Source organism: Nannocystis exedens (assembly GCF_002343915.1).
In the GTDB taxonomy this organism is placed as follows: domain Bacteria; phylum Myxococcota_A; class Polyangia; order Nannocystales; family Nannocystaceae; genus Nannocystis; species Nannocystis exedens.
Window position 1 is genome coordinate 2,353,824 of record NZ_NETK01000001.1, and the last position, 17,752, is coordinate 2,371,575.

Here is a 17,752-nt window from a genome sequence, read left to right on the forward strand (position 1 = left end):
CGAGGAGCGCGACGATGACCGAGCCGATCCTCGAGGCCACCGATTTGGTCAAGACCTACAAGATGGAGGACGTCGAGGTCCGGGCGCTGCGCGGCGTGTCGCTGGCGGTGCGGCCGGGCGAGTTCGTCAGCATCATGGGCACCTCGGGCTCCGGCAAGTCGACGATGATGAACATCCTCGGCTGCCTCGACCGCCCGACGTCCGGCAGCTACAAGCTGGCCGGCCGCGAGGTGTCGAAGCTCGGGCGCGGCGACCTGGCCACCGTGCGCAACAAGGTGCTCGGCTTCGTGTTCCAGAGCTTCAACCTGCTGGCCCGCACCAGCGCGCAGGAGAACGTCGAGCTGCCGATGGTGTACGCCGGCGTCGGCGCGGCCGATCGGCGCGAGCGGGCGATCGCCGCGCTCGAGAAGGTCGGGCTCGGCAAGCGGCTCGACCACACGCCGGCCCAGCTCTCGGGCGGCCAGCAGCAGCGCGTCGCCATCGCCCGCGCGATCGTCAACCGGCCCAAGGTCATCCTCGCCGACGAGCCGACCGGCAACCTCGACTCGCGCACGAGCATCGAGATCATGGCGCTGTTCCAGGAGCTCGGCCGCTCGGGCATCACCATCGTCCTCGTCACCCACGAGCCCGACATCGCCGAGTTCACCAGCCGCGTCGTGATGATGCGCGACGGCAAGGTGCTGTCCGACGTCACGCAGACGCCGGTCGACGCCCGCGAGGCGCTGGCCAACTTGAAGGAGGGGGAATGAACCTCTTCAGCACGTTCCGCGTGGCCGTGCTGGCGCTCTTGCTCAACAAGATGCGCTCGTTCTTGACGGTGCTCGGCATCATCATCGGCGTCGGCTCCGTGATCGCGATGGTGGCGATCGGCGAGGGCGCCAAGGCCGAGGTCCAGCGGGCGTTCGACAAGATGGGCACCAACCTGCTGGTGATCCGCTCCGGCTCGGCGCAGACCAGCGGCGTGCGCGGCGGGGCCGGCTCGCAGCCGACGCTGCTGTGGACCGACGTCGACGCGATCCGCAAGGAGACGCTCTACGTCACCAAGGTCGCGCCGAGCCTGCGCCAGAACGTGCAGATCCTCGGCGAGGGCAAGAACTGGACGACCTCGGCCGAGGGCACCACGCCGGAGTACTTCGAGATCCGCAACTGGACCTTCCAGTACGGCGGGCCCTTCAACGAGCAGGACGTCACCACCAAGGCCAAGGTCGCGGTGCTCGGCGGGACCGTCGTCGACAACCTGTTCGGCAACCCGGCCGACGCCGTCGGCGCGACGGTGCGGATCAACAACGTGCCGTTCGAGGTCATCGGCGTGCTCGCGCGCAAGGGCCAGTCGGCCAACGGCATGGACGCCGACGACGTGGTGATGGTGCCGGCCGGCACGTTCGCGGCCAAGGTCCAGGGCGGCCTGCGGCAGTACCTCGGCGGCAGCATCTACGTCGGCGCCGCCACGCCCGACGACACCCGCCGGGCCCAGGCCGAGATCACGGCGCTCCTGCGCGCCCGCCACAAGCTCCGCGACGACGAGCCCGACGACTTCACCGTCAGCAGCCTGGCCGAGGCGGCCAGCGCCCGCCAGGAGGGCACCGAGACGATGACCCGCCTGCTCGCCGGCATCGCCCTCGTCAGCCTGCTGGTCGGCGGCATCGGCATCATGAACATCATGCTGGTCAGCGTGACCGAGCGGACGCGGGAGATCGGCCTGCGCATGGCGATCGGCGCCCGCCCGGGCGACATCCTGGTCCAGTTCGTGATCGAGGCGGTGGTGCTGGCCTCGGTCGGCGGCCTCCTCGGCGTCGCGCTCGGCTTCGGCGTCGCCACCTACCTGTCGAACGAGTTCGGCTGGGCGACCAAGATCGACCCGCAGATCGTCGCCCTCGCCCTCGGCAGCAGCGCGCTGGTCGGCGTCGGCTTCGGCCTCTACCCCGCGCACAAGGCCTCGCGCCTCGACCCGATCCAGGCGCTCCGCTACGAGTAGCTCGCCTGTCCGATCGGGCATGTCCTCCGGGGCATCGTGCGAAAACGTGCCTGCCCCGCCCGGCGTCGCGGCGGGGCCGGCGCGGGCGTGGCGTGCGGGCGTCGGGTATAGTCGGAGTCGATGCCCGTCGCCCCGCCGACCGACCTCGATCAGATGTTGCAGGTGCTCGCCGACGGCGGCGAGCAGGCCCGCGAGCACCTGCTCGACCACCTGCGCGTGCTGGTGTCGCAGGGCTCGCCGGCGGCGTTCTCGCTGCGCGCGGCGCTGGTCAAGATCCTCTCGGCCGACTCGGGGGGGCGCGTCGACGACGAGGAGCACCCCGGCTCGTGGACCCGCTCGTGGCAGATGTCGGCGCTGGTCGTGGTCGCCGGCGACGACGCCGAGGCCCGCGCGCTGATGGACCTGGCCACCGACCGCGCCCGCGAGCCCAACCGGTGGGTCCGCTACTGGACGCTGGTGACCGCCAACGAGCGCAAGGAGCACCACGCGTGGACCCTGACGCGCGCGCGCGCGCTGGCCGAGGACACCGGCGAGCGCCTGCAGCTGCGCTGCCTCGGCTGGGCGCTGCTCGCGGCCGACCACGAGGACCGCGACGCGGTCGCGGCGCTGCTCTGGTGCATCGACGGCGCGCCGCAGCCGGTGCCGGCGGGCAATCGCTACCTGGTCGAAGGGCCAGTCGACCCGACGCACGCCCAGAGCGCGGCGCTGCGGGCGCTGCGGGCCACGCCGCTGGCGCAGGCGTTCGACCGCGTGCAGGCGATCGTCGACGCCGCCCCGTTCGCCTCGTACACCTGGGACGCGGTGTCGGTGATGGCGCGCTTCGGCGGCACGTCGCGGGCGGCCGAGGCGTCGCACACGCTGGCGCGCTTCGTCGTCACCAACCGGCGGCGGCGCGAGTACTACGACATGGTCGGCCTGGCGGTGCGGGCGATCGGCCGCCTCGGCATCGCCCAGACCGACCTGCTGATGGCGGAGCTCGACAGCGCCAGCCCCGGCGTCGCGTTCGAGGCCGCCGGCGCGCTCGAGCTGCTGCTGACCACCCCGCGCGCGGTCGAGCGGATCCTCGACGTCGCCACCGCCAGCGCCGACCGCGACGACAAGCTGGCGTCGGCGCTGCGCAGCATGCAGCGCGGGGCGGTGGTCGAGACCCTGGCGGCCGGGCTGCGCTGCGGCAACATGACCCGAGAGTCAGCCGCGCGCCGGCTGCTGATCGAGCTCGGCGGCTCGGTGGCGCTCGACCGCCTGCAGATCCGCCACCAGGACCTCGAGAGCCGGCGCAAGGTGGTGGCCGACCTCGACGACCGCCAGCGCGAGCACATCCGCTGGATCGCCCTCGGCGACGGCGTGGCCACCTGGATCTCGGTCGGCATGTGGATCGTGGTGTTCCTCGTCGGCGTCACCGCGATCTCGGCCGGCCTGCTGCTGACCTTCCGCCAGGGCTACGACGCGTTCCAGGCGCTCGTGCTGGCCGGCGCCGGCACCGTGTTCACCCTGCTCGGCAAGGTCGGCTTCCAGGGCCGCCTGGTCGAGGTCGCGGGCGCCCGCGCGGCCGCTCGCCTCGCGGTGTTCACCGGCTACCAGCGCCGCCTGCAGCAGGTCGACCTGGTGCTCGCGCAGCGCTTCATCGACGGCGTCCAGGTCAGCGCCGAGGACCTGCGCGAGCTGTCGGCCCTGGTCTCGACCGCCCAGACCGAGGCCCAGTCGTCCCTGCTCGCGCTGATCCCGAGCGACAAGGAGGCCGACGCGCTGCAGAAGCGGCTGGCCGCGCTGCAGGGCGGCGAGCCCTGAGGCTGTCCCGGGGGACATGCGTTTCCGGGCATGCCCTTCGGAGCATGCCCTTGAAAGCATGCCCTCACGGACATGCTTACCCGGCCCGCGCTCACTCGGCCGCGACGACGCGGACCGGGATGCACTCCTCTTCCTCGTGCTCGACCTCGACGGCCAGGCACGTCTCGCCGACGGCCACGCCGACGAGCACGAAGTTGTGGGCGCCGGGGGTCGCGTCGGAGAGGAGGATGTCGCGGTCCTGGCTGTCGAGCGAGAGCGCGTCCTCGTCGGTGAACTCGATGCGGGCGCTGCTCTCGATGGTGACGTGGACCGAGACCGCGATGCCGGCGGGGATCTCGATCTCCTCGCCGGACAGGCGCACGGGCACCGGCGGCTGGCTGCGCAGCTCGAAGGTGACCGTCTGGTAGCGAGGGCCGCAGGCGGCCAGCAGCGCGGCCGTGGCCACGGCGGTGAAGGCAGAGGCGAGGCGGGTCACAGCGCACCTCCCGTCGTGTCGGTCGTGCCGGTCGCGTCGGTCGTGCCGGTGTCGTCGGTCGTGCCGCTCGCGTCGGTCGTCGCGTCGGTGGTCTCGGCCGTGGTCGCGTCGGTCGTCGCGTCGGTCGTGGCGTCGCTGTCGGTGCCGGTGGTGGTGAGCGGGGCCTCGCCCGACTCGACGGTGACCGCGAGCTCGGCCGCGAGCTCACCGAGGCTGGCGCGGACGATCGTGGTGCCGGCCGTGCGGGCGCGCAGGATCACGTGGCCCTTGCCGGTGCCGACCACCTCGACGACGCCGTCGTCGGCGGCCTCGAAGGTGAAGTCGAGCAGGCCGGCGAGCACGTAGTCGTCGTCGTCGCGGGTGATCGCGTCGAACTGCAGCTCGCTGCCCTCCGCCATCGTGTAGGCGGTGTAGTCGACGCGCTGGTGCTGGATGGCGACCTCGGTCGGGGTCGACGCGTGGATGTGGATCAGATCGCCGATGGCGCTGTCGGGCAGCAGCGCCAGCACGGCGGTGTAGCCGGCGGCGAGGGCGGTGAAGATCTCCCCCTTCAGCGCCAGGCGCTCCGCCGAGCCGGAGCGGAGGTCGGGTGGGGGCCGCGAGCGATCTTCGTTCCAGGTGTAGTCGAGCTCGAAGCGACCGCCGACGGCGACGCGGGCGGGGAAGTTGCCGACCGACTCGCCGTCGGGACAGGCGGGATCGTCCTCGCCGATGCAGCGGTAGTGGAACTCGCCGTTGCCGAGCTCGCCCGGGCCGGGCTGGGGATCGTAGGGGTCACTGCTGCAGTCGTCGAAGCACCCGCCGAGGGCGAGCAGCCACGCCAGCAGGAGCGGGCGGGAAGTAACAGATGTTCTTTTGGACATAAGCTTAAGGACAGGTCGTAACGGTCATGCGGCGACGCCACGGCGTCTGCTCTCGAGCTTGACCGGACGGCGAGGCGGCTGCAAGGGGAGGCCGGGCGACCCCGACGCAGCGCTCAGGCGCGCATCGTGCGCGGCGCCGCTCGCCTGTCGTGTCACGCGCTTGTCACCAAGGTGTCACGTTCTCTCCCCTTTTTGCCGCCTTCCTGTGACTGACAGAGCGCGCGACCCCGCGTAGATTTCCGGGCGCAGAGGCGGCCCGCTGGCGGCCTCGACCGAGGAGAACCCCCATGGAGGCGATGTTCCACGGACTCACGACGACGACCGGAGTCCTGCTCGTCATCTCGCTCCTTATCGCGTTCGGGTTCGAGTTCGTCAACGGCTTTCACGACACCGCCAACGCGGTGGCGACCGTGATCTACACCCGCTCGCTGCGGCCGTGGACGGCGGTCATCCTGTCGGGGATCTGCAACTTCCTCGGGGTGTTCGTCGGCGGACTCGCGGTCGCGCTCAGCATCATCCACCTGCTCCCGATCGAGCTGCTGGTGTCGAGCGGCGTCGGCCTCGGGCTGGCGATGATCCTGTCGCTGCTGCTGGCGGCGACGCTGTGGAACCTCGGCACCTGGTACTTCGGCCTGCCGTCGTCGAGCTCGCACACGATGATCGGCGCGATCCTGGGCGTCGGGATCGCCAACTCGATGCTGCCGGGCCACGAGTTCGGCGCCGGCGTCAACTGGGCCAAGGTCACCGACGTCGGCATGGCCCTGCTGCTGTCGCCGCTGATCGGCTTCACGCTGGCGGCGCTGCTGCTGCTGCTGGCGAAGCGCCTCGTCCGCGACCCGCAGCTGTACCGCGCGCCGCTCGGCTCGCGCCCGCCGCCCCCGTGGATCCGCGGGATCCTCATCTTCACCTGCACCGGCGTCAGCTTCGCCCACGGCTCCAACGACGGCCAGAAGGGCGTCGGCCTGGTGATGCTGATCCTGATGGGCATCGTGCCGGCCGGGTTCGCCATCAACCTGGCGCTGAGCGAGCCGCAGATGCGCGAGGCCAGCGCCGCGGTGGTGACGATCCACGACGCGCTCGGCTCGGCCGCGACCTCGGCCCCCGACGTGCGCAAGAAGCTCGACGAGGTCGAGGACGAGCTGCAGTCGCTCAAGGCGACGCTCGGCAGCGCGGCCCGGCCCGACGAGGTGCCGGCGGAGCAGCGCTTCGCGGTCCGCCGCGACGTGCTGCTGATCGACTCGACGCTCAAGAAGCTCGACCAGTCGGGCGCGCTGGTGCTGCCCAAGGACGAGGCCAAGCGGGTCAAAGAAGCGCGCGCCGACCTCCGCGAGCTGACCGACTACGCGCCCAACTGGGTGCTTTTTTGCGTCGCGCTGTCGCTCGGCGTCGGCACCATGGTCGGCTGGAAGCGGATCGTCGTGACCGTCGGCGAGAAGATCGGCAAGGAGCACCTGACCTACGCGCAGGGCGCCTCGGCCGAGCTGGTGGCGATGAGCACGATCGGGATCTCCGCCGGCCTCGGGCTGCCGGTCAGCACCACGCACGTGCTGTCGTCGGGGGTCGCAGGCACCATGGTCGCCCAGCGCGCCGGGCTGCAGGCGGCCACGGTGCTGAAGATCGCGTCGGCGTGGGTGCTGACGCTGCCGGCGTCGATGCTGCTGGCCGGGATCCTGTTCCTCGTGTTCCGCGCGATGCTCTGTTAGTCCGGATTTCTCACGACGGATAGCTGGGGCCCGCCAAGCGGCTGTTCGGCGGCTTGGCGGAAGGTCGTTGGACGTCATCGACGTGAGCCGCAAGGCCGCGCTCATTACGCCTGGGGCTGGCGCGAGAACGAGCTGTAAGCGGGATTACAAAGCCGGCTCCGCGTTCTGAGAGACATGCTCCTAAGGACAGACGAATCCCGGCGCGCAGCGCAGCGCACCATTGTGTGACGGACGGCGAGGGCCGTCAGCGTCTCATGACGTGATGACGGTGGAGGTTCTCGAGGACGCGCCACCACACGTGCTGGAGTGGGAAGACTGAGCTTAGGGAGACGCGGATCCTGCGGACCGAGGCGGTGACGATGGCGCCGATCTTGAGCAGCCGCGTGCGGATCGTGGAGACCTGGGCGTGGGCGAGCTCGGTGCCGGCGAGGGCGAGTCGGCGGAGCTCGTTGAGGATCATGTAGGCGACGGACGAGAGCCACAGGCGGAGCTGGTTGGCGCGCAGCGTGTGGGCGCTGGTGCGGTCGGCGAAGAGGCCGAGTTGCTGCTCCTTGATCCTGTTCTCCATGTCTCCGCGAGCGCAGTAGAGGTCCTCGTAGAGCGAGCGCGCGTCGTACTCGTCATGCGAGAGGTTGGTGGCGACGAAGCGCGGATTCTCCTTGTCCGTCGTGTACTCGGCCTTGCCGACCACCCGGCGCTCTCGCGACCACGTCCGGTTGGTCTCGTAGCGAAAGTCCTTGAAGACGCGTGCTTCCTTGCCGGTCTGCTCGGAGGTGGTGCGGGCCTGCGTCATCTCGTCCTCGATCTCGGCGATCAGGCGCGAGTTCTTCTGCAGGCCGAGGACGAAGAAGAGGCCGTTGTCCTCGCACCAGCGCATGACCTCGTCGCGGCAGAAGCCGGAATCGCCGCGCACGATGATCCGGACGGCCGGCCAGCGAGCGAGGATCTGACTGACGATCCTCTCGAGCTCCTCGACCGCGCCGCTGACTGGCTGCTTGTCGGCGGTGTTCAGCGCGGCGCCAAGGATGAAGTCGCCGCAGAAGACGTACAGCGGCAGGTAGCAGTAGCTGTCGTAGAAGCCATGGAAGAAGCGACCCTCCTGCTTGCCGTGTACGGGGTCGTCCGTCGCGTCGAGATCGAGGACGATCTCGGCGGGCGGCCGATCGTGCGCGGCCAGGAAGGTGTCGACGAAGAGGCGCTGAATCCCGTGGTCGTCGTAGCTGATCTTCTTGTAGCGCTCGTCGCCGGCCACCGTGGGCTTCGCCAGCTCCAGGCGGTTCAGCGTGCTCTTGCCCGCCAGCGCATGGCCCCGGTCGCGCACCCGCTTGCGCTGCTCGCCGGTCGGATCGGCCTTGCCTATCGCCAGCGCGAGCAAGGCATCGTCGCGGAGCACGTCGTGGTCGTTCAGGTCCTCGTAACCACACAGCAGGCCCAGCACGCGCTGCGCGAGCAGTTCCTCGACGGTGTGCTCGACCCGGCTCGGGTCGCGGTGGTCCCGAAAGCAGGCCGCGAAGTCCCGAAACACACCTGAACTCTTGGTCAGCTCGCGCAGCAACAGCAGGCCGCCGTCCGAGCTGACCCGCCCGGCGTCGAAGGCGGCCTCGACACGCCTCCGCCCGGCCGGTTGAAAATCGAACTCGGTGCGGATACACCTTGTCGTGTTCCGGCCGTACCCCTGGGTGGTCAGCAATCGTTTCACACCCGCTCGAACTCGGGAAGTGCGGCCGGAATTCCTTCCCGTGGTGAGAAATCCGGATTAGCGCGGCGTCGCGCCCGGGCGAGCGGCTACAATGCGCGCCCGGAGGTCGCTTCGATGCGCAGCAGGTCCTCGCTCCTCGTGCCGGTGTTCGCCATCGCGGCTGTCGCTTGCGACAAGTCGACCACGCCGCCCGACGCCGACGTCGGCGGCACCTACCGCCTCACCCGCGAGACGCCCTTCTTCGACAGCGGCTGCGAGCAGGACCGCCTCGGCGACGGCAAGCTGCCGTCCAAGACCCGCTTCACGCTGGTCGCGGCCCGCCCCGGCTGCTGGACGATCAAGCTCGACGACGAGGACGAGACCTACATCGTACCGACGCACGTGCGCGCCGAGTGACGCGCGACGCGGCCTCTCTTCGCGTCGGCCGCCCGGCCGCCTGACCTGCGGCGAGACGCGGTGATCTCGAGCTCGTCCTCGCCTCGACGACCGCGCGAGCGGGCGACGCCCCCGCCGCTCGTCGTCGCGTCGCCTGCTCGCCGCCCCGCCGCGGACGCCTCGGCCGCTGCACCGCGCGATCGACCGGGCGCAGGGGGTCACGGCGGCTCGCCGCGTGGTCCGCGGCACAGCGGCGAGGCGCCCGCGGTAGCCGGGCGCGGACTTGGTTTCAGACTCTCCCGCAGGACGTCGCGCCTGCCGCGGCTCCGAGGGGGCGAGCGAGATGGTGCGACGCATGTGCTTGGCCGCGGGCATGGCCGGTCTCCTGGCCATCGGGACAGCTTGCGATCTGGTCGCCGCGCCGCCCCCGCCGCCGCCGTGCGGCGCGCCGGGCGACGCGCCGTGCCCGTTCGGGACTCAGTGCGAGGACGACCCCGACGACGACTGCGACCCGCTGCGCGCCGCCTGCCGCGGCCGCTGCGAGGCGGTCCCGTGCGGCGAGGCGCTCGGGCTCGGCTGCGCCGAAGGACAGGTCTGCATCGACGACCCGCACGACGACTGCCAGCAGTTCGCCGGCGGCCCGACCTGCCCCGGCGTGTGCGCCGAGCTCCCCCGCCCGGTCCTGTGCGCCGAGCCGGGCCGCACGTTCGTGTCGCACAGCCAGGACCTGTGCCAGCAGATCTTGTTCATCTGCGAAATCGGGTGGGTCCCGTTCTACAACAGCTGCGGCTGCGGCTGTCAGTTCCTCGGCTGAGCGGAGGGCCAGTGATTCGGGCTCGCACGCGGTCTCGCCACGCAGGTCACGCGCCCGCCGGGCGCGTCTCGGGCTAACCCGTCCAGCGAGCGACAGCCCCTGCGAGGGGCCCGCACGAGCCCGAATCACTGGCCCCCCGCTCGCGAGGTTCTGGAGAGGCTCCGGGCGCCTCGTGACATGCGCTTGAAGACATGTCCCCTCGCCAGGCCCCGGGACCCGGGCGGCGACGCCGAGCAGCCCGCGATGACGTCCTTGAAAAGACACGTCCCACCGCGCCCCGAGACCCCGCTGCCCGGTGAGTCGCCCGCGCTGACGAGTCCTGAAAGACGTGTGCCGCCACGCCCCCGCGGCCTCGCTGCCCCGCCGAGCAGCCCGCGATCCCATGTCTGAAGAGCCATCTTCCGCCGCCCCCCGCGGCCTCGCTGCCCCGCCGAGCAGCCCGCGATCACATGTTCCAAGAGACATACTCATCACCGTCGGCCCCGCGGCGGCCCGTGATCACATGTCCGCAAGGACATGCTCCCTCGTTCCACCTCGCTCCGCCTGCGCGACCTACCACCGCAGGCTCGCCCGGGCCCGCTTCGATCGGCTCCGATGCCCCGCGCCTACTCGCGCCCCGCGCCGCGGAACAGCCCGCTCATCGACAGCTCGAGCTGGCTGCGCACGAGGCCGAGGATGCTGTCGACCTCTTCGCGCCGGATCTTGAGCTGGCGCTCGAGCAGCGCCTGCGTCTCGCGCAGCAGCGCCTCGCGGCCGCGCGTGACCCAGCGGGCCGCGGTCGCCCGGTGGACGCCGTAGACCGCGGCGATCCGGTCGATGCTCAGGCGGTCGAGGAAGTACAGGCGCAGCACGTTGCGCTCGTCGGTGCCGAGGCCGGCCAGCGCGTCGCGCAGCGCCTGCTCGACCTCGCGGCGGTACTGCGACTTGAGGAACGACAGCTCGGGGTCGGGCGACGCGGGGTGCTGCGCCTCGTCGAGCTCCGGCGCGGGCACAAGCCGGTCGGCGCGCGCCTGCTCGCGGAAGTTGAGGGCCATCCGCACCGCCGCGACCCGCAACCACCCGCCGAGCGGGCCACGGCCGGCGTAGTCCCCGATCTTCGCCGGCGCGCCCGGGCGGCCGACCAGCAGCTTCTCCCACAGCGCCTGGCGCAGGTCGTCGCGCTGGGCCGCCGGCACGTTGCGGCTCTTCAGCACCGCCTCGAGCTCGGCGCCGTGGCGGGCCTGGAGGGCCGCCGACGCGCCCGCGACGCGCAGGTGGCAGGCGCACGCGAGGTAGAAGTCGGCCGCGTGCAGGGCCGCGAGCTCGGCCGCGTGGCGCTCGGCGTGGGCGACGAAGTCCGCGCGCGCCACGTCGAGGTCGGGCCAGGCGGCGCGCCCCTCGGCGTACAGGCGGGCCAGCAGCGCCTCGGCGGAGACATCGGAGCCGGCTTCCGTCGCGCCCACGGCCGCGTCGTCGAGGATGGTCGCGTCGCGCATCGCTCGGGCGCGACGATACTGCCCGGCCCCCGGGCCGTAAAGCCGCGATGCCCCGCACGCCGCGCGCGGCTCGTCGGCGTGGACGCGCTCGCATCAGCGCGTCGCCAGCCGTGCTCCCGACTCGTCCCGCGCAACATGGGCTCGCAGCAGCGCTCGCCGGCCGTGCACATCTCCACGCGTCCCGAGCCGCGCGCGCTCGCCTCAGCGCCCTTCCATGTCCGCCAGCTCCTGCGCGATCTCCACCGCCTCCGGGTGCTGCGCCCCGCGGGCCGCGGCGAAGATCGCGTGCGCGCGGCGGTACAGCGCGCTCGCCTCCGCGGTCGCGCCGGCGTCGCGGCGCAGCTGCGCGAGGTTGTAGACGACCGCGCCGACCTCGAGGTGAGCGGGCCCGAGCGCGCGCTCGTACACCGCGAGCGCGCGCGTGAACAGCCGCTCGGCCTCGTCCGGCGCGCCCATGTCGAGGCGCAGCAGCGCCAGACCGTTGAGGCTGCTGGCCACGTGGGGGTGGTCGGGCCCGAGCGCGCGCTCGTAGATCGCCAGCGCGCGGGTCTGGAGGCGCAGCGACTCGGCCACCGCGCCGCGGGCCCGGTGCGTGACCGCGAGGTCGTGCAGCGTCTCGCCGACGCCGGGGTGGTCCGGGCCGAGCGCGCGCTCGGAGATCGCCAGCGCGCGCTCGTACAGGCGGACCGCCTCGTCCAGCGCCTTCGCGCCGTAGCGGACGCCGGCGAGGTTGTGCAGGATCAGCGCGACGTCCGGGTGCTCCGGCCCGAACACGCGCTCCTGGATGCCCAGCGCGCGCTCGTAGAGGTCGCTGGCGGCCGCGAGCTCGCCGAGCGCGTGGCGGGCCGCCGCCAGGCCGACCAGGCTGCGCGCGACGTCGGGGTGCCACGGGCCCAGCTCGCGCTCGCGCACCGCCAGCGCGCGCGCGTGCAGGCGCGCCGCCTCGGCGAAGTCGCCGACCACGTCGTCGACCGCCGCGAGCCGGCTGTCGAGGTGCGCCTCCTCGAGCGGCGACGCCCCGGCGTGCAGCGCCAGCTGGGTCTGGGCCGAGCGGGCCCACACCCGCCCCTCGGCGGTCCGCGCCGCCGCGTAGCCGACCACGTAGACCAGGTCGGTCGTGATCGCCAGCGCCAGCCCGCGCGCCCGCGCCTCCTCGGCGGCCGCCAGCGCGCGCAGCAGGCCCGCCTCCGCGGCCGCGAATTCGCCGCGCTTCTCGTGCAACCAGGCGGCCCGGAACTCCGCCTCGGCGACCAGCCCCGGCAGGCCCGAGGCCCGCGCCGCCCCGACCGCCGCGCGCGCGGCCGCCAGCGCCGCCGCGTAGTCGCCCACCGCCTGCAGCGAGCGCGCCCCGGCCAGCCGGACCCGCAGCTCGCGGGCGGCGCTGCGCTGCCCCGGCGGCACGTCGGCCCGCTCGCGCAGCGCCGCCGGCTGCGTGCAGGCCGAGGCCGGCGCCAGCTCGGCGGCGGCGTTGGTGGCCTGCGACAGCACCACCGCGTCGGCGTCGCGCAGCTCGTCGACCAGCGCGACGAAGCCCGCGCGTGCCTCGTCCAGGCAGTCCTCGGCGCGCGCGCGCAGCTCGGCGTCCCAGCTCGCCTCGACCGTGTGCGCCCGACAGGCCGCCTCCGCCGCGCCGCGCCAGTCCGCGGCCCAGCGGTCGAGCCACGGCGCCGTCTTGGCGAAGGTCGCCGGCGCGAACGCCTTGCCGGTCGCCAGGAACGACCGCTCCACCTCGGCCCGCGCCGCCTCGCCCCACACCTCGTCGATCCGCGCCCCCGCGGCCGCGCAGGCCGCCACCCGGCCCGCGAGCTCGCGCGCGCGCGCCTGCTGCCAGCCCCCCGCCGCCAGCGCGACCCCCAGCCCCGCGAGCGCCACCTGCAGCGCCGCCCGCCGCCGCCGCACCCGCGTCAGCCCGCCCCCCAGCGCGTCGAGCAGCGCCGTCATCGACGCGTGGCGCCGCTCCGGCGCGCGCGCCAGGCCGGTCGCCAGCGGCGCGCGCAGGCCCGCGGGGATCCGATCGTCCCGCGCCGGCACCAGCCCCGGCGCCCCCCCGGCCAGCGCCGCCGGCGTGAACGGCCGCGCGCCCTGCAGCGCCTCGTACAGCGCGACGCAGAACGCGAACTGATCGCTGCGCGCGTCCGCCGGGGCCCCCTGCCACACCTCCGGGGCCATGTACGCCGGCGTGCCGAGCAGCGCCCCCGTGCGCGTCATCGCCTCGCCGCCGCTCGGCAGCGGCCGCGCCGGGTCGAACGTCTCCTCCACGCTGACCGTCGCCGCCGCCGCCACGCGCACCAGCCCGAAGTCCGACACCCGCACCCGCCCGTCGCCGCCGACGAGCACGTTGTCGGGCTTGAAGTCGCGGTGGACGAGGCCCGCCCCGTGCAGCGCCGCCAGCCCGCGCCCGGCCGCCACGAACATCGCCACGATCTGCTCCGGCGTCCGCCGCTCGCTCGCCAACCACTGCCGCAGCGTGCCGCCCTCGACGAACTCCATGGCGAGGAACACCTGCCCCTCGAAGCGCCCGGCGTCGAACACGGTGATGACGTTCGGATCCGACAACCTTGCGAGCGCCTGCGCCTCCCGCAGCAGCCGCGCCGCCGCAGCCTCGCGCGCGGCCCCCGCCAGCAATCCATGATGGACCAGCTTGAGCGCGACGCGGCGATCGAGCTCGGGGTCGTAGGCGGCATAGACGCTCCCCATCGCGCCGGCGCCGACCAGGTGCAGCACGGTGTAGCGACCGACCCGCTCGCCGGCGTGCAGCCGCGGCCGCGCCCCCCCGCCCCGCGCGTCCGGCTGCGGCTCATCCTCCGAGTCGTCCCCGCGCGCGTGCACGACGGACCGCGACGAGGCGCCCCGCCCATCCTCCGAGGCTCCCACGCGCGTGACGAACCCCGACGACGCGCCCCGCCCGTCCTCCGAAGCTCCCACGCCCGCGACGGAGCGCTGCCCATCTTCCGCAGCCCGCCGGCGCGCGACGTGCCCTGCCGTCGCGCCCTGTCCCTCCTCCGAGGCTCTCATTCCCGCGACGGACCTCGACGAGGGCCGCTCATCCGCCGAAGCTCCCACCCGCGCGACGACCCCCGGCGACGTGCCCGGCCCATCTTCCGCGTCCCCACGCACGAGCGCGGCATCCTGCGATCGTGACTTGGTTTCCGGCTCGTCCACGCGCGCGAGCGCGGCCAGCAGCTCGCGGCATGCGTCACAGCCGTCGAGGTGCAGCGCCACCGCGGCCTGTTCCGCCGGCGACAGCCGCCCGCCGCTCAGCGCGTCGAGCGTGTGCTCCGCGAGGCAGTCGGTCCCGAAGCCCGTCATCTCCCCGGCCCTCGCCAACGCCCCCCGACCCTCGTCCCCGGGCACGCAGCGCCCCCGGCGAGCCCCTGCCCGCCGCCGCCGTCCCCGCCCTCGTCTGCCCGCCCCGTCATCGCCCTCGCGCCGGGACGATAACAAGGAAGCGACGCGACCGCGGCGCGCGAGGTCGTCCGCGCCGCGTGGATCTGCGCGCCAACCTGTCCCAAAAGACCTGTCCACTGGGGCCCTGCCCGATGCTCACGCTCGCACGAGGGCAGGTCCCGCGTTCGAGAGGCGGCCACGTCCGCGTGGATCTGCGCGATCAAATGTTCCAAAGGACATGTCCTATCAGATCACAACCCCTCGAGAAGTTCGCCTCGCGCCCCCGAGCCCGCGCTCCAATCACGGAGTACCGTCAATTCGCGCCGCAGCACGCCACGCCGCCGCGAGGCCGGGCGCCCCTTCTCGCCCGAAGCCGCTCGACGAGTGCCGCCATTTCTCCAAACCGCAGCGGCCGCACCGTCGCGCCGACGGCGAGCCGGGCTCCTCCGCGGCTGCCATCATTTCCACCGCCCCCGGCCGCACGTCCTCGTCACGCCGGCCGCAGGCTCGGCGCATTCGCGGCTGTCGACAATTCCCCGCGCCGCAGCACCGTCGGCGTATAGCCGAGCATCCGCCGGCAAGTGCGCGAGAAGTGCGCCAGATCGGCGAACCCTGCCGCGTGCGCGGCCGCGGTCGCGTCCGTCTCGGCCAGGCGCCGCAGCGCGCGCAGCAGTCGGTGCCACAAGCGATAGGTGCGCATCGGCAGCCCGACGTCGCGGGCGAACAGCGCGCGCAGGTGGGCGTCGCCGACGTCGACGCGAAGGCTCGTCTGCCCGTGATCGACGTGCGGCTCGCGGAGCCGTCGCGCGACCGCGGCGACGCGGCGATCGAGCCGGCGCGGCCACTCGTGATCGACGTCTCTGTCACGCGAAGCAGCGAACATCGCCGCGGTCTCCTCGGCGATCCCCGCGAGCGTCGAGGCCTCGAAGATCGCCGCCCGCTGGGCCAGCGCCGCCTCGCGTACGCGCGCGCCCAGGCGGCCCGTCAGCGCGAACGCCCCGTCGCCGGCGCGCGCGAACGCGGCGACGTGGGGCATCCGCTCGGGGTCGAACAGCATCCCGAGCGTCGGCCCGGGGCTCACGGCGGCGTGCGCTCGATCGGGCGCAACCACCACCGCCCGCCCCGCGATCGGCGTACGGCCGGGCTCGCCGACCACCACGTCCGCGTCGAGCCCGACGAACAGCGCCGCCCCGTGCTGCGCGTGCAGCGACGAGCGCGTCGCCGTCGACGCCCGGATCGCAAACGCCTCGGCGATCACCCCCGCGACCTGCGGTTCGTTCAAGCGCCTCACCGCCGCACAGCGTACACGACCCGGCATGAGCTTCTTCTCGCCCGCGATGCGCCGCGACCCGTACCCGCTCTACGACCAGCTCCGCCGCGATTCGCCGCTGCATCACGTCGAGCCGACCGACCTCTGGCTGGTCCTCGACCACGCCGGCGCAAAACGCGCGCTCGCCGACCACGAGGCGTTCGGCTCCGCCGTCGCCCCTGGCTCGAGCGTCGAGCACTGGCTCATCTTCAGCGATCCTCCGCGCCACGCCAGGCTGCGCGCGCTGATCATGCGCGCCTTCACGGCCCGGGCGGTGGCGGCCCTGGAGCCGCGGATCCGCGAGCTCTCGCGCGCCCTGCTCGATCGCGTGGTCGCGCGCGGCGAGCTCGAGCTCGTCGCCGACTACGCCCTGCCGCTGCCGCTGATGGTGATCGCCGAGATGCTCGGCGCCCCGACCGACGACTACGATCGGCTGCGGCGATGGAGCGACGTCATGCTCGGCCTCAGCCTCACGCTCACCGGCGGCGACGCGGCCCAGCAGGCCCAGAGCGCCTACGCGGCCGTCACCGACGAGATGCGGGCCTATGTGGAGGTGCTGCTCGCCGAACGGCGGGCCGTCCCGCGCGACGACCTGCTCACCGGCCTGCAGGCGGCCGAGATCGCCGGCGAGCGCCTGTCGCTGGCGGAGATCCTCGGGTTCTTCCAGCTGCTGCTGGTCGCCGGCCACGAGACCACCACCAACCTCCTCGGCAACGCCGTGCTCGCGTTCATCGACCACCCCGACCAGCGCGAGCTCCTGCTGCACCGCCGCGAATTGCTGGCTCCGGCGATCGAGGAGGTCCTTCGCCATCGCTCGCCGGTGCAGGCCGTGTTCCGCGTGACGCGTCGCGCCGTCGCGCTGCATGGGCGCACGATCCCCGCCGGCAAGCAGGTCCTGCCGATGCTCGGCGCCGCCAACCGCGACCCGGCCGTGTTCACCGCGCCCGGGCGCTTCGACATCACCCGCGACCCCAACCCGCACCTCGCCTTCGGCCACGGCGGGCACTTCTGCATCGGCGCCCCGCTGTCGCGGCTCGAGGCCCGGATCGCCCTGCCCGACCTGCTGCTGCGATTGCCCAACCTGCGCCTCGCCCACGACGAGCCGTGGCCGCCGCGCCAGGCCTTGCACGTCCACGGCCCCGAGCGCCTGCGCCTGCGCTTCGACCCCTGACCTGCGTCCAGAACCCGGCCGAGCGAGCGCCAGAACGACGGCGACGCGGACGAATCGCGGACACGCCGAGCGCCCCGCGAACGGGGCGCTCGGCGGGGTCGCTCAGCCGTGATGGCTGGTGCCGGCCTTGACCTTGCTCTTCGTCTTCATCGGGACCTCCTCCGCCCCGAATTCTACCCGCGCCGCCGCGGCCGACGAGGACCACCTTTGCGCGCGCTCGGCCGCGCGCCGGCGTGAAATCGCCGCCGACGCGCGGAGCCGTCCGGGCCCTCCCCGCCCGTGCGAGCATTCCCTCGGCGACATGTCTCTCAGGACATATCCTATCATTCAGGCCGAGCGGTACGACCCGAGCACCGTCACCGGCTCCGGCGGCGGCGCGGCCACGTAGCGCCGCAGCTCCGCCTGGAATTGCCTGGCCTCGGGCAGGGCCAGGAGCGGGTTGTCGACGCCCTCGTCGAGCTCGAGCAGCGCCACGTAGGTCGCGCCGTCGGCCAGGCGCCCGTACCAGTAGCGGATCCCGGCGGGCTGCTGGCGGCGGACCGCGGCGAACAGCTGCTCGATCGCCGCGTCGACCTGCGGCGCGTGCTCCGGCGGGACCGTGTAACGAACCATGAGCGTCCTCACTTGAATCCTCCTCGTTTTCCGGCCGAACGGGCCCCGTCCGCGTGGCCTCGTGGTCACGTCGGCGCGGCTTCGGCGGTCTCCTTGGTGACAGACC

The 17,752-nt window shown here is 73.1% G+C and carries 14 protein-coding genes; 7 read left to right on the forward strand and 7 right to left on the reverse strand.

The window, feature by feature from the left end; genetic code table 11:
• Positions 1 to 14: 14 nt before the first annotated feature.
• From NAEX_RS09170 to NAEX_RS09180, 3 genes are all read left to right on the forward strand, one after another.
• Positions 15 to 749 (forward strand): ABC transporter ATP-binding protein, encoded by a 735-nt coding sequence (locus tag NAEX_RS09170; protein ID WP_096327124.1) that lies wholly within the window; start codon positions 15 to 17, stop codon positions 747 to 749.
• On the forward strand, positions 746 to 1,975 hold the full coding sequence (locus NAEX_RS09175) for an ABC transporter permease (protein ID WP_096327125.1): 1,230 nt from the start codon (positions 746 to 748) through the stop codon (positions 1,973 to 1,975). Before NAEX_RS09170 ends, NAEX_RS09175 begins: the two co-directional genes overlap by 4 nt.
• 120 nt (positions 1,976 to 2,095) lie before the next feature.
• Entirely contained in the window at positions 2,096 to 3,763 is a 1,668-nt protein-coding gene (locus tag NAEX_RS09180) for a hypothetical protein (protein WP_096327126.1), read from the forward strand.
• A 91-nt stretch (positions 3,764 to 3,854) separates the two neighbouring features.
• Here NAEX_RS09180 and NAEX_RS09185 read toward each other — a convergent pair whose 3' ends face one another.
• Together NAEX_RS09185 and NAEX_RS09190 are read right to left on the reverse strand one after the other, a co-directional pair.
• Positions 3,855 to 4,238, reverse strand: coding sequence for a hypothetical protein (locus NAEX_RS09185; RefSeq protein ID WP_096327127.1), 384 nt, complete (start codon positions 4,236 to 4,238; stop codon positions 3,855 to 3,857).
• Positions 4,235 to 5,101 carry a hypothetical protein gene (locus NAEX_RS09190; RefSeq protein ID WP_096327128.1) on the reverse strand — a complete coding sequence of 289 codons (867 nt, stop codon included), beginning with the start codon at positions 5,099 to 5,101 and terminating at the stop codon, positions 4,235 to 4,237. The genes NAEX_RS09185 and NAEX_RS09190 overlap by 4 nt, the downstream gene beginning before the upstream one ends.
• A gap of 287 nt (positions 5,102 to 5,388) precedes the next feature.
• On the opposite strand from NAEX_RS09190, the gene NAEX_RS09195 reads away from it, so the two are divergent.
• The gene (locus NAEX_RS09195) at positions 5,389 to 6,804 is read left to right on the forward strand and encodes an inorganic phosphate transporter (protein WP_211302385.1); all 1,416 of its coding nucleotides are present in this window, start codon (positions 5,389 to 5,391) and stop codon (positions 6,802 to 6,804) included.
• A gap of 244 nt (positions 6,805 to 7,048) precedes the next feature.
• On the opposite strand, the gene NAEX_RS09200 is transcribed toward NAEX_RS09195, so the two are convergent.
• Positions 7,049 to 8,491 (reverse strand): IS1380 family transposase, encoded by a 1,443-nt coding sequence (locus NAEX_RS09200; RefSeq protein ID WP_143825747.1) that lies wholly within the window; start codon positions 8,489 to 8,491, stop codon positions 7,049 to 7,051.
• 126 nt (positions 8,492 to 8,617) lie between these two features.
• Here NAEX_RS09200 and NAEX_RS09205 point away from each other — a divergent pair, with 126 nt between their 5' ends.
• Positions 8,618 to 8,899: a hypothetical protein gene (locus tag NAEX_RS09205; protein ID WP_100793431.1), complete on the forward strand. Its 282-nt coding sequence runs from the start codon at positions 8,618 to 8,620 to the stop codon at positions 8,897 to 8,899.
• Between the two features lie 334 nt (positions 8,900 to 9,233).
• Positions 9,234 to 9,692 carry a hypothetical protein gene (locus NAEX_RS09210; RefSeq protein WP_143141266.1) on the forward strand — a complete coding sequence of 153 codons (459 nt, stop codon included), beginning with the start codon at positions 9,234 to 9,236 and terminating at the stop codon, positions 9,690 to 9,692.
• Between the two features lie 605 nt (positions 9,693 to 10,297).
• Here NAEX_RS09210 and NAEX_RS09215 read toward each other — a convergent pair.
• From NAEX_RS09215 to NAEX_RS09225, 3 genes are all read right to left on the reverse strand, one after another.
• Positions 10,298 to 11,167 (reverse strand): sigma-70 family RNA polymerase sigma factor, encoded by an 870-nt coding sequence (locus tag NAEX_RS09215; protein ID WP_096327131.1) that lies wholly within the window; start codon positions 11,165 to 11,167, stop codon positions 10,298 to 10,300.
• 201 nt (positions 11,168 to 11,368) lie between these two features.
• On the reverse strand, positions 11,369 to 13,996 hold the full coding sequence (locus NAEX_RS09220; RefSeq protein ID WP_100793429.1) for a serine/threonine-protein kinase: 2,628 nt from the start codon (positions 13,994 to 13,996) through the stop codon (positions 11,369 to 11,371).
• A gap of 1,048 nt (positions 13,997 to 15,044) precedes the next feature.
• Positions 15,045 to 15,845, reverse strand: coding sequence for a helix-turn-helix domain-containing protein (locus NAEX_RS09225; protein WP_245913649.1), 801 nt, complete (start codon positions 15,843 to 15,845; stop codon positions 15,045 to 15,047).
• 25 nt (positions 15,846 to 15,870) lie between these two features.
• Here NAEX_RS09225 and NAEX_RS09230 point away from each other — a divergent pair, with 25 nt between their 5' ends.
• On the forward strand, positions 15,871 to 17,034 hold the full coding sequence (locus NAEX_RS09230; RefSeq protein WP_096327134.1) for a cytochrome P450: 1,164 nt from the start codon (positions 15,871 to 15,873) through the stop codon (positions 17,032 to 17,034).
• Positions 17,035 to 17,361: 327 nt separating this feature from the next.
• Here the strand turns inward: NAEX_RS09230 and NAEX_RS09235 are convergent, their stop codons facing one another.
• Positions 17,362 to 17,646 (reverse strand): hypothetical protein, encoded by a 285-nt coding sequence (locus NAEX_RS09235; protein WP_096327135.1) that lies wholly within the window; start codon positions 17,644 to 17,646, stop codon positions 17,362 to 17,364.
• Positions 17,647 to 17,752 lie beyond the last annotated feature (106 nt).